Genomic DNA, 12,122 nt, shown 5'->3' with positions numbered 1-12,122 from the left:
GGGTAGGGCTCTGTCGTTGTCCCACCTGACGAGACACCAACGGGAGCCCCCCATGTCCGTGACCACCCCCCACCCCGACGTGACGACCCCCCGCTCCAAACGGATACCGATCCTGATCCCGGGTCCGCTGACCGACGAGATGTCCGGCCCGCTGACCAGCGAACCTCCCCTCGCCGACGCCGCACCTCTCACCAGCGAGCCGCCCCTGACCGACGCGGCCCCCCTGACCAGCGAACCCACCGCCCACGGCACCGCGGGCGGCACGGAGTCCCCGGGAGTCTGACTCCCCCTCGGGCCGCACCGTCCCGGCCCCGGAGCCCTCGGAGTGTGAAGTGACCCTGGCCCGCCTCGCCGCCCTCCATGGCGTCGCCACCGAGTACGCGCCCTCCGAGGGCGTCACCGTGCGCGTGCCCGACGCCACGGTCGTGGCGGTGCTCCGCGCCCTGGACGTCGACGCCGCCACCCCGGAGGCGGTCGCGCGCTCGCTCGAAGCGGCGCTGCGAGCCGACCGGGAGCGCCTGCTTCCGGCCACCGTGGTGTGGTGGCGGGAGGAGGCCGGAGCCGGCCCCGGCGTGGACGGCGGGGTGAGCGCGCAGGACCCGCTCGCGGGCCTGCCGGAAGGGACCCGGCTCCGCGTCACCACCGAGTCGGGCGAGGAGTCGGAGGGCCAGGACTGGGACCGGCTGCCCCTCGGCGTCCACACGGTCGACGTCCTCGCCCCCGACGGCCGCGGCGGCCGGAGCACGCTGATCGTGGCGCCGGCGCGCGTGCCCCGGCCCGAGCGGCGGTCCTTCGGCCTGCTCGTCCAGCTCTACTCCGTCCTGTCCACCCGCTCCTGGGGCATGGGGGACCTCGGTGACCTGCGGGAGCTCGTCACCTGGGCGGGCAGGACGCACGGCGCCGGGTTCGTCCAGGTCAACCCGCTGCACGCGGCCGTCCCCGGCGCGCCGACCGACCCCTCTCCGTACCGCCCCTCGTCGCGCCGCTTCCCCGACCCCGTCCATCTGCGGATCGAGGACATCCCCGAATACGCCCACGTGGCCCCCGAGTACCGCGCCGAACTGGACTCCGTCCTCACCGACGCCGCCGAACAGCGGGAGAAGGTGCTGCGCAAGGGCGCGCTGATCGACCGGGACGCGGTGTGGGACGTCAAGCGGCGCGCCCTCGAGCTGGTGCGGACCGTGGAGCCGGGCCCCGGCAGACGCGCGGACTACCGCGACTTCCTGGCCGAGCGGGGCCGGGCCCTGGAGGACCACGCCACCTACAGCGCGATCGCCGAGCGCCACGGCCACCACTGGCGCACCTGGCCGGAGGAGCTGCGCGACCCGCGCTCCGCCGAGGCGGCGGTCCGCGCGGACACCGGACCCGGCGCCGGGCTGCTCGACCGGATCGACTTCCACTGCTGGCTCGCCTGGCTGACGGACCGGCAGCTCGCCGACGCGGGCGCGGCCGCGCGGGAGGCCGGGATGGCCGTCGGCGTCGTCCACGACCTCGCGGTCGGCGTCCATCCGGAGGGCTCCGACGCCTGGGCCCAGCAGGACGCCTTCGCCGCCGGCATGTCGGTCGGCGCCCCGCCCGACGCCTTCAACGCCCTCGGCCAGGACTGGGGACTGCCGCCCTGGCGCCCCGACGCGCTCGCCGCCTCCGGATACGCCCCCTACCGCGGGCTCCTGACGGAGCTGCTGCGCCACGCGGGCGCCCTGCGCATCGACCACGTGATGGGCCTGTTCCGGCTCTGGTGGGTCCCCGAGGGCGGGCAGCCCACCGAGGGGACGTACGTCCGGTACGACGCCGAGGCCATGCTTGCCGTCCTCGCCCTGGAGGCCCACCGGGCCGGCGCCCTCGTCATCGGCGAGGACCTCGGCACCGTCGAGCCGGGCGTGCGCGAGCGGATGTCCCGGAGAGGGGTGCTCGGCACCTCCGTGCTCTGGTTCGAGCGGGACTGGGCCGGCACGGGCCGCCCGCTGGCGCCCGAGCGGTGGCGCGCCGACTGCGTGGCCACCGCCACCACGCACGACCTGCCCTCCACGGCGGCTCGCCTCAGCGGCGACCACGTGGCCCTGCGGCACCGCCTCGGGCTGCTCACCGGCGACCTGGCGCGGGAGCGGAACCAGGACGCGGCCGAGACCCGCGAGTGGCTCACCCTGCTCCAGCGGCTCGGGCTGCTCCCGGAGGGTCCGGGCGACGAGGAGGCCGAGGTCAGGGCGGTGCACCGGTTCCTGCTGCGCACCCCGGCCCGGATGGTGGGGGTGTGGCTTCCGGACGCGGTGGGGGACCGGCGCCCGCAGAACCTGCCGGGGACCTGGGACCAGTACCCCAACTGGCGGCTGCCCGTAGCGGGCCCGGACGGGCAGCCGCTGACCCTGGAGGACCTGGCCGCCTCCCCCCGGCTGCACCGTCTGCTCGGCGTGTTCGGCGCTCGTACGGCACCCCCGGACGCGCGCCCCGTTTAGGGGTTCGCTACGTTTGCACCGTGGACAAGAAGAACGCCCTGCGCGCCGGTGCTGTAGCGGCCGGTACGACGCTGATGATGCTGCTCATGTCGTCCCCCGCGCTCGCGCTCACCCGCGACGACGGTGACGACCCGGCCCCCAAGCTGAGTGTCGTGGAGACCCTCGGCCTGTTCGTGGCCGCGCCGATCGTGCTGTTCCTGGTGATCGCCGGCCTCGTGATGGTGCTCGACAAGTCCGACAGGCCCAAGAAGGCCTAGGCCCCAGCTTCCGAGGGCGCCGCGGCGGTACGGACGTACCGCCGCGGCGCCCTCGTGTGCGTTCCCCGGTCAGGCGCGTCGCGCGGCCTCACACGGCCGTCGTCGCCAGCAGCCTGCGCAGCAGGCCCGCCAGCTGCTCCGCCTCCTCGGGCGTGAGCGCGGCCTCCAGAGCCGTCCGCTGCTGGTCGAGTCCGGCGCCCACCGCCTGGTCCACCAGCTCGCGCCCGCGGTCGCTGAGAGTCACCCGCAGTCCGCGCCGGTCGTTCGGGTCGGGGCTGCGGCTGAGCAGCCCGGCCTTCTCGAGCTTGTCCAGGCGCCCCGTCATCCCTCCCGTGGTGATCATCAGCGTCGCCGTGAGCTCCCGCGGCGAGAGCGTGTACGGCGCTCCCGAACGGCGGAGCGTCGCCAGGACGTCGAACTCCCCGAGCGCCATGCCATAGGGCGCGTACGCCTTGTCGACCCGGCTCCGCATGGCGTGGGAGAGGCGGTAGATCCGCCCGAAGACGGCCATCGGCTGGGTGTCGAGGTCTGGGCGGACGGCGGCCCACTGGTCGGTGATGGCGTCGACGGCGTCGGGTGTGCCGGGGACGGGGGTCTCCATGTCCGCAGTGTCCTTCCGTGACGGCTCGGCAGGCTGTCCGAGCGCAGGAGAGTCACTCGCGAGCAAGTGACCGACAAGAAAGCTACCCGCAAGGCAACGCGTTCCTCACGAAGTCGCTTGCCTGTAAGTAGCTTAGCGATAAGCTACTTACTGCCAAGCCACTCCGGCCACGCATTCCGAACTGGGGGGACCCCGTCATGTCCCGCAAGGCCGCCGTCATCGCCCTGACCGCACTCGCCCCGATCTCCTGGGGCTCCACCTATGCCGTCACCACCGAGTTCCTGCCGGCCGACCGGCCGCTCTTCACGGGCCTCATGCGGGCCCTGCCGGCCGGGCTGCTGCTCCTCGCACTCACCCGGAAGCTGCCCCAAGGGGCGTGGTGGTGGAAGTCCGCGGTCCTCGGCGGCCTCAACATCGGCGCCTTCTTCCCGCTGCTCTTCCTCGCCGCGTACCGGCTGCCCGGCGGCGTCGCCGCCGTCGTCGCCTCGGTCGGGCCGCTCTTCGTCGTCGGCCTGGCCGCCGTCCTCCTCGGGGACCGACCCACCGTACGGTCCCTGCTGACCGCGGTCGCGGCGGCCTTCGGGGTCAGCCTCGTCGTCCTCCGCGCCGGGGCCGCCCTCGATCCGGTCGGCGTGCTGGCCGGCCTCCTCTCCGCCCTCTCGATGTCCGCGGGGACGGTCCTCACCAAGCGCTGGGGCCGGCCCGAAGGGGTGGGCGCGCTCGCCCTGACCGGCTGGCAGCTCACCGCGGGCGGCCTGGTCATCCTGCCCCTCGCGTTCCTGGCCGAGGGCGCGCCGCCTGCCCTGGACTCCACGAACCTGCTCGGCTACGCCTACCTCGGGTTCGGCAACACCGCCGTCTCCTACTTCCTGTGGTTCCGCGGCGTCGAGCGGCTGACCGCCTCCTCGGTCACCCTCCTCGGCGTGCTCTCGCCGATCACTGCCGCCGTCATCGGCTGGGCGGCGCTCGGCCAGGCGCTCGGTCCGGTGCAGCTCCTCGGCATGGCGATCGCCTTCGGCGCCACCCTGGCCGGCCAGCTCACCCTCCGGGCCCCCGCCCGAGCGGCCACACCTTTCAGTACAACTGAAAGGAAGTGTCAAAAACTTTCGATGGACCTGGAGGGTTCGAGGGTGCGACGGTAGGGCCTTCCCCGACAGAAAGGCCACCCGTGGCACTCCTGGACCGCGTCCGTACCGCCCCGAGAACGACGACCGACGAACCGGCCACCGCGAGGAACCTCACGCGGGGAGCCGGCCTCGGCGTTCTCCTGGCGCTCGTCGCCACGGTCGTCTGGTCCGGCAGCTTCGTCGCCTCCCGCGCCCTGCACGACTCCGTCCCGCCCGTCCAGGCCGCGTTCTGGCGCTGGATCGTCGCCCTCCTCGCCGTCGCCCCCTTCGCGGCCCGCGAGGCCTGGCGGCAGCGTCGGCTGATCCGCCACCACCTCGGCTTCGTCACCCTCGCCGCACTGCTGGGCGTGAGCGTCTACAACACCCTGGTCAACCAGGCCGGACTGACCACCTCCGCCGGCAACATGGGCATGATCATGGCCGCCTCGCCGGTCCTGATGGCGCTGTACGAACGGATCGGCGGCGCCCGCCTCGGCGCCCGGCGCGTCACCGGCATGCTGATCGCCTGCGCCGGCGTACTGCTCCTCGTCGGCGAGGGCGCGCTCCCCACCACCGTCGCGGCGGGCGACCTGTGGATGCTCGCCGCCGCCGTCAGCTTCGCCTCGTACAGCGCCCTGCTCAAGCGCCGCCCCGCCGAACTCGGCGGACTCGCCTTCCTCTTCACCACCTTCGCGCTCGGCGCCCTGATGCTGCTCCCCGCCCACGGGATCAGCCTCGCCGTCCAGGGCGGCTTCGACCCCACCGTCGCCACCGTCGGGCCCCTGGTCTACGTCGGCGTCCTCTCCTCCGCCGTCGCCTTCTTCGCCTGGAACAAGGCCATCGCCCTGATCGGCGCCGCCCGCGCCGGAGTCGTCTACTACCTCCAGCCGGTCTGCGTGGCCCTGCTCTCCGCCGTCCTCCTCGGCGAGGAGCTCGGCGTCCTCGGCGCCGCCTGCACGGCCCTCATCCTGGGCGGAGTGGCCCTGGCCTCGGCCCGGGGGAAGCGAACCGCCCGATAGGTTGCGCCCCATGACCGAGTGGGACATCAAGAAGCTCCATATCCTCCGCACCCTCCGAGACCGCGGCACCGTCACCGCCACCGCGGAGGCACTGCTCATGACCCCCTCGGCCGTCTCCCAGCAGCTCACCAACCTCGCCCGGCAACTCGGCGTCACGCTCCTGGAGGCACACGGCCGCCGGGTCCGGCTCACCGACGCCGCGCACCTCGTCCTGCGCCACGCCGAGGCCGTCTTCGCCCAACTGGAACGCGCCGACGCCGAACTCGACGGCTATCTGCGCGGCGAGGCCGGCGAGGTGCGGGTGGCGGCCTTCCCGACGGCCGTGCCCGCGCTCGTCGTCCCCGCCGTGCGGCACCTGCGGGCCGCCCACCCCGGCCTCGGCATCCGCGTCCGCGAGGCCGAGGCGGCGGAGGCGTACGAACTGCTCACCGCCGGAGAGGTCGGCCTGGCGCTCTCCCTCGCCGCCCACGCGCCCTCCGCCCGCGACCCCAAGTTCAGCCGGGTCACCCTCCTCGCCGACCCCCTCGACGTCGCCCTGCCCAGCGCGCACCGGCTCGCCCGGGCCCCCGGGCTGCGCCTCGCCGACCTGTCCGCCGAACCCTGGATCTTCGGCGGGTCCGGCCCCTGGTCCGAGATCACCACCACCGCCTGCGAGGCCGCCGGGTTCGTCCCCGAACAGGCCCACAGCGCCTCGGGCTGGACCGCGATCCTCGCCATGGTGGAGGCCGGCATGGGCGTCGCCCTGGTGCCCCGCATGGCCTCCGCCGAACGCCGCTCCGGCGTCGTGATGCGGGTCCTCTCCGCCGACCAGCCGCGCCGTCACGTCGTCGCAGCGGTACGGCGCGGCGCGGAGCGGGGGCCCGCGGTCGCCCGTGTCCTCGCCGCCCTGCGGCAGGCGGCGGCCGCCCGCGAAACCGTTCAGCAGAACTGAACAGGACCGTCGCAAACATTCGATGGACCCGGGGCTGCGTGCGCGGGAAGGTCGGGACATGACCTTCGAGACGCACCAGGACCAGGACCCGCACGCCAACGACGCCGCCCCCTACGGCACTGGCGACCCGTACGCCGACTACCGCGCCGGTGACTTCCCCTTCACCGAGCTGGTCGACCTGGCCGACCGCCGCCTCGGCGCCGGTGTCGTCGCCGCCAACGACGAGTTCTTCGCCGAGCGCGAGAACCTCCTCGTCCGCGAGCGCGCCGTCTTCGACCCGGAGCGCTTCGGCCACAAGGGCAAGAGCATGGACGGCTGGGAGACCCGCCGCCGCCGCGGCGCCGACGCCGGGAACGTCTTCCCCGCCCCCGACGACCATGACTGGGCGATCGTCCGCCTCGGCGCCCCCGGCGTCATCCGCGGGATCGTCGTCGACACCGCCCACTTCCGGGGCAACTACCCTCAGCGGGTCTCCGTCCAGGCCACCGCCGTCCACGGCTCGCCCGGCCCCGAACAGCTCCTCGCCGACGACGTGAAGTGGGAGGAGATCGTCCCGCCCACCCCCGTCCGCGGCCACGCCGCCAACGGCTTCGAGATCAGCGGCGAACGGCGCTTCACGCACGTCCGCCTCTGCCAGCACCCCGACGGCGGCATCGCCCGCCTCCGCGTCCACGGCGAGGTCGTGCCCGACCCCGAATGGCTGGAGCTCCTCGGCACCCTCGACCTCCTCTCCGTACTCAACGGAGGGACGTACGAGGACGCGTCCGACAGGTTCTACTCCTCGCCCACGCAGATCATCCTGCCCGGTACCTCCCGCAAGATGGACGACGGCTGGGAGAACCGGCGCCGCCGCGTCCGCGGCACCCACGACTGGGTCCGCTTCCGGCTCGCCGCCCAGGGCGCGGTCCGCGCCGTGGAGATCGACACCGCCTACCTCAAGGGCAACTCGGCGGGCTGGATCGCCCTCCAGGGCCGCGACGGCGAGACCGGCGAGTGGTTCGAGATCATCCCCCGGACCCGTCTGCAGCCCGACACCCCGCACCGCTTCGCCCTCCCCGCGCAGGCCGTCGTCACCCACGTCCGCCTCGACGCCTTCCCGGACGGCGGCGTCGCCCGGATGCGCCTGCACGGCACGTTCACGGAGCAGGGCGCGGCCGCACTGCGCCGCCGCCACCAGGAGCTGAGCGGCTGACCCGACCGCCCGGCCTCCGGCCGGCGCCCCCTCTCCGCCCGGTGGGCGGCCGCGCGCCGACGCCCGCCCACCGGGCGGACCCCACGCCTCCACGAACCCGGCCGGGTGATCACTAGGCTGACCGGACCTGCCGACCCCTGGGGGGAAACGAACCATGCAACACCTGCGAAGAACGCTGCTGCGCTGGGGAGTCGGGCTCACCGCCGCCCTCGCGCTCCTCACCGGCACGGTGACGTCGGCCGCGGCCGACACCGTCGACCCGGCCACCGCGCCGCCCGTGCGCACCCTGACCTACAACGTCTGCGGCGGCTACACCTGCCAGAGCGCGCTCGACCTGCCCACCTGGACCGCCAAGCTCCGCGACCAGGTCACCTCGTGGGACGCCGACACCGTCATGCTCCAGGAGCTGTGCGTCGGCCAGTGGGCCTCGCTCCGTGACGCCCTGCCCGGCTACAGCGCCGTATGGACGAGCACCACCACCACGCCCGGCTGCGCCAAGTGGTCCTCCAGCGGCGACGACCGCTTCGGGCTCGGCGTCTTCGTCAAGGCGCCCGCGGTCGAGCGGTACGTCGCCGCCCTGACCGTCCCGGCCGGAGAGGAGCCCCGTGCGGTCCTCTGCGCCCGCGGCCCCGTGGACGGACGCACGACCCTGGCGTGCACGACCCACCTGGCGCAGTACATCCAGCCGGACAACGGCTCCGCCCAGGCCCTGGCCCACATCGACACCTGGGCCGCCGGCCTCCCCGTGATCCTCGGCGGCGACTTCAACGCCGGCCCCGTCTACGCGGCCCTCGACCCCGTGCGCGCCGGACTGCCCGGCACCGGCCGGTTCGCCGAGGCGGACGAGAACGACCGCGACCACTTCACCCAGCAGTGCCTCGACGCCGGCGCCGGTGAGTGCGAGTCGGGCGAGGCCACCGTCGCCTCGGGCAAGAAGTTCGACCACGTCTTCCTCACCGCCGGGGACTTCCACACCGTGCGGGCCGACGCCTTCGAGCCCGAGCCCGCCGGCACGGCCCCGCTCTCCGACCACCTGCTCCTGCGGGCGGCCGCCCACCCCGAACCCCGTGCGGGCTCCGGCGTCCCCGGGGACCTGACCGGCGACGGCCGGCCCGACTTCCTGGCGGTCAAGGACGACGGCGACCTGCGCCTCTACTCCGGCACCGGCGACGGCCGGATCGGCGTCCAGCGCCGGATCGGCACCGGAGGCTGGGGCGACGCCGTCGTCAGCCACCGCGGCGACTGGACCGGCGACGGCCGCGAGGACGTGGTCGCCCGCATCGGCGACGACCTCTGGGTCTACCCCACCACCGGAAGCGGCGAGCTCGGCACCCGTATCGCCATGGGCGGCCGGCCCACCGGCTGGTCGGGCACCACCCCGGTGAGCGCCGGGGACTTCGACGGTGACGGCCTGCCGGACGTCCTCGCCCGCAGCACCACCGGCCTGTGGCTGCACCGCGGCGCGCCCGCCGTCGACGGCAAGCCCGGCTTCGCGCCCCGCGCCGCCCTCAGGATCGGCGAGCCCGAGTGGGCCGGACACGACGTGCTCCTGCCCGGCGACGCCGACCACGACGGCCGGGCCGACGTCTGGGGCCGTGACCGGGCCACGGGGACGGTCAGGCACTACGCGGGCCAGGGCACCCAGCCCCTCGGCACGCCCCGGGCGCTCGACGGAGGGCCGTGGACGGTCGCCGACCGTCGGCTCGCGGTCTCGGCGGGGGACGTGAACGGCGACGGCACCCCCGACCTGTGGACCACCCGCACCGCGGGCACGGCCGAGAACCTGGAGTTCCTGCCCGGCACGGCCGGCACGACCGGCGCGGTCACGGGCCTCGGGGCGCCGGTCACCATCGGCACCGGCGGCTGGCAGTGGATGCGGTCGCTGGGCTGACCCCCGACCGCGTCCGCGCGCGGCCGGCATCACGCGAAGGGGCCCCGACCGGAGTCGGGGCCCCTTCGCGCGCTTGCGGCTAGCGCGCGGCGGCCGCGTCCGCCGCCTGTGCCCTCAGGGCGCGCTCCACACCCGCGCGGGACTCGGTCACCAGGCGGCGCAGCGCCGGAGCCGGGTCGTTCTCCGCGATCCACGCGTCGGTGGCGTCCAGGGTCTCCTGGGAGACCTGGATCGTCGGGTAGAGCCCCACCACGATCTGCTGGATCATCTCGTGGCTGCGCGTCTCCGCCACACCCTTGATCGAGGCGAAGTACTTCTCCGTGTACGGAGCGAGCAGCTCGCGCTGGTCGGTCTGGACGAAGCCGCCGATCACCGCCTCCTGTACGGCGTTCGCCAGCTTGTCGGACTCGACGACCGACGCCCACGCCTCGGCCTTCGCCGTCTCCGACGGACGCGCCGCCCGGGCGGTCGCCGCGTGGCGCTCGCCCGCCGCCGTCCGGTCGCGCTCCAGCTCGCCGGCGATCTCCGGCTCGTCGTAGACCCCGGTCGCCGCGAGGCGCTGCACGAACGCCCAGCGCAGCTCGGTGTCGACGGCCAGGCCCTCGATCGACTCGTTGCCCTCGAGGAGCGCGGCGAGCAGGTCAAGCTGCTGCGGCGTGCGGGCTGCCGCGGCGAACGCCCGCGCCCAGGCCAGCTGGTGGTCGCTGCCCGGCTCGGCCGCCCGCAGGTGCGCCAGCGTCGCCTCGGTCCAGCGGTTCAGGCCCGTCTCACGCCACTCCGGAGCCGCGTACAGCTCCAGAGCCGCCTTCGCCTGCCCCTGGAGCGACTGGACGACGCCGATGTCGGACTCCTTGCCGATGCCGGAGAGCACCAGCTCCAGGTAGTCCCGGGTGGCCAGCTCGCCGTCACGGGTCATGTCCCAGGCCGAGGACCAGCACAGCGCGCGCGGCAGCGACTCGGTGAAGTCCCCGAGGTGCTCCGTGACGTTCCGCAGCGACACCTCGTCCAGCCGGATCTTGGCGTACGACAGGTCGTCGTCGTTGAGCAGCACGACCGCCGGACGGGCCTTGCCCTCCAGCTGCGGGACGGGCGTCAGCTCGGTCGCGGTGACGTCCAGCTCGACCCGCTCGGTCCGCACCAGCTTGCCGGACGCGTCCAGGTCGTAGAAGCCGATCGCGATCCGGTGCGGGCGCAGGATCGACTCGCCCTTGGCGCCCGCGGGCAGCGCCGGAGCCTCCTGCCGGACGGCGAACGACGTGATGACACCGTCCTCGCCGGTCTCGACGACCGGGCGGAGGATGTTGATGCCGGCCGTCTCCAGCCACGCCTTCGACCAGGCCTTGAGGTCACGCCTCGAGGTCTCCTCCAGGGCGCCGAGCAGGTCGGACAGGCGCGTGTTGCCGAAGGCGTGCGCCTTGAAGTACGCCTGGACGCCCTTGAAGAACTCCTCCTCGCCGACGTACGCGACCAGCTGCTTCAGCACGCTGGCACCCTTGGCGTACGTGATGCCGTCGAAGTTGACCAGCACGTCCTCGAGATCGTTGATCTCGGCCATGATCGGGTGCGTGGACGGCAGCTGGTCCTGGCGGTACGCCCAGGTCTTCTCCGCGTTGGCGAAGGTGGTCCAGGCGTGCGGCCAGCGGGTGCCCTCCACGGAGGCCTGGCAGGCAACCGAGGTAAAGGTGGCGAACGACTCGTTCAGCCACAGGTCGTTCCACCACTCCATGGTGACCAGGTCGCCGAACCACATGTGCGCGAGCTCGTGCAGGATCGTCTCGGCCCGGCGCTCGTACGCCGCGTCCGTCACCTTCGAGCGGAAGACGTACTGGTCGCGGATGGTGACCGCGCCCGCGTTCTCCATCGCGCCCGCGTTGAACTCCGGCACGAAGAGCTGGTCGTACTTCGCGAAGGGGTAGTCGTACGCGAACTTCTCCTGGAACCAGTCGAAGCCCTGGCGCGTGACGTCGAAGATGTGGTCCGCGTCGAGGTACTCGGCCAGCGAGGGACGGCAGTAGATGCCGAGCGGGACCGTCTGCCCGTCCTTCTCGTAGGAGGAGTGCACCGCGTGGTACGGGCCGACGATGAGGGCCGTGATGTACGTCGAGATCCGCGGCGTGGGCTCGAAGACCCACAGGTCGTCCTTGGGCTCCGGCGTCGGCGAGTTCGAGATCACCGTCCAGCCGCTCGGCGCCTTCACGGTGAACTGGAAGGTCGCCTTGAGGTCCGGCTGCTCGAAGGAGGCGAAGACGCGGCGGGCGTCCGGCACCTCGAACTGCGTGTACAGGTACGCCTGGTCGTCGACCGGGTCGACGAACCGGTGCAGGCCCTCCCCGGTGTTGGTGTACGCGCAGTCGGCGACGACCTTCAGCTCGTTCGGACCCTGGTGGAGATGGGCCAGCGCGATGCGCGAGTCCCGGAAGACCGCGGCGACGTCGAGCGCGTGGCCGTTCAGCACGACCTCGTGCACGGCGGGGGCGACGAGGTCGATGAAGGTCTCCGCGCCGGCCTCGGCGGAATCGAAGCGGACGGTGGTGACGGACCGGTAGGTGCCGCCCTCCTGCGCACCGGAGAGGTCCAGTTCGACCTCGTACGCGTCCACGGTCAGCAGCTTTGCCCGCTGCTGCGCCTCTTCACGGGTCAGGTTTGTGCCAGGCACCCGGTCAACTCCTCGG

The 12,122-nt window shown here is 73.6% G+C and carries 10 protein-coding genes; 8 read left to right on the top strand and 2 right to left on the bottom strand.

Annotated elements, in window-relative coordinates; all coding sequences use genetic code 11:
- Positions 1–52 precede the first annotated feature (52 nt).
- The 3 genes from ACZ68P_RS04140 to ACZ68P_RS04130 are packed head-to-tail and all read left to right on the top strand — an operon-like array spanning position 53 to position 2,710.
- Positions 53–283 carry a hypothetical protein gene (locus tag ACZ68P_RS04140; RefSeq protein ID WP_471002203.1) on the top strand — a complete coding sequence of 77 codons (231 nt, stop codon included), beginning with the start codon at positions 53–55 and terminating at the stop codon, positions 281–283.
- A gap of 49 nt (positions 284–332) precedes the next feature.
- On the top strand, positions 333–2,453 hold the full coding sequence (malQ, locus tag ACZ68P_RS04135) for a 4-alpha-glucanotransferase (protein WP_471002200.1): 2,121 nt from the start codon (positions 333–335) through the stop codon (positions 2,451–2,453).
- Positions 2,454–2,473: 20 nt separating this feature from the next.
- On the top strand, positions 2,474–2,710 hold the full coding sequence (locus ACZ68P_RS04130) for a hypothetical protein (protein WP_260226244.1): 237 nt from the start codon (positions 2,474–2,476) through the stop codon (positions 2,708–2,710).
- A gap of 88 nt (positions 2,711–2,798) precedes the next feature.
- Here ACZ68P_RS04130 and ACZ68P_RS04125 read toward each other — a convergent pair whose 3' ends face one another.
- Positions 2,799–3,311, bottom strand: coding sequence for a MarR family winged helix-turn-helix transcriptional regulator (locus tag ACZ68P_RS04125; RefSeq protein ID WP_471002197.1), 513 nt, complete (start codon positions 3,309–3,311; stop codon positions 2,799–2,801).
- A gap of 197 nt (positions 3,312–3,508) precedes the next feature.
- Here ACZ68P_RS04125 and ACZ68P_RS04120 point away from each other — a divergent pair, with 197 nt between their 5' ends.
- From ACZ68P_RS04120 to ACZ68P_RS04100, 5 genes are all read left to right on the top strand, one after another.
- On the top strand, positions 3,509–4,453 hold the full coding sequence (locus ACZ68P_RS04120) for an EamA family transporter (protein WP_471002194.1): 945 nt from the start codon (positions 3,509–3,511) through the stop codon (positions 4,451–4,453).
- Positions 4,454–4,479: 26 nt separating this feature from the next.
- Positions 4,480–5,436: a DMT family transporter gene (locus ACZ68P_RS04115; RefSeq protein WP_471002191.1), complete on the top strand. Its 957-nt coding sequence runs from the start codon at positions 4,480–4,482 to the stop codon at positions 5,434–5,436.
- Positions 5,437–5,446: 10 nt separating this feature from the next.
- Complete coding sequence (locus ACZ68P_RS04110; RefSeq protein WP_471002188.1) at positions 5,447–6,367, top strand: LysR substrate-binding domain-containing protein; 921 nt, start codon at positions 5,447–5,449, stop codon at positions 6,365–6,367.
- 58 nt (positions 6,368–6,425) lie between these two features.
- Positions 6,426–7,559 carry an allantoicase gene (gene alc, locus ACZ68P_RS04105; protein WP_471002185.1) on the top strand — a complete coding sequence of 378 codons (1,134 nt, stop codon included), beginning with the start codon at positions 6,426–6,428 and terminating at the stop codon, positions 7,557–7,559.
- A gap of 154 nt (positions 7,560–7,713) precedes the next feature.
- On the top strand, positions 7,714–9,450 hold the full coding sequence (locus ACZ68P_RS04100) for an FG-GAP-like repeat-containing protein (protein WP_471002183.1): 1,737 nt from the start codon (positions 7,714–7,716) through the stop codon (positions 9,448–9,450).
- Positions 9,451–9,529: 79 nt separating this feature from the next.
- On the opposite strand, the gene pepN is transcribed toward ACZ68P_RS04100, so the two are convergent.
- Positions 9,530–12,106: an aminopeptidase N gene (gene pepN / locus ACZ68P_RS04095; protein WP_471002180.1), complete on the bottom strand. Its 2,577-nt coding sequence runs from the start codon at positions 12,104–12,106 to the stop codon at positions 9,530–9,532.
- Between the last annotated feature and the right edge of the window lie 16 nt (positions 12,107–12,122).

The sequence above is a fragment of the Streptomyces sp. NPDC036822 genome (assembly GCF_055609145.1).
This window is presented reverse-complemented; position numbering and strand designations above follow the sequence as displayed.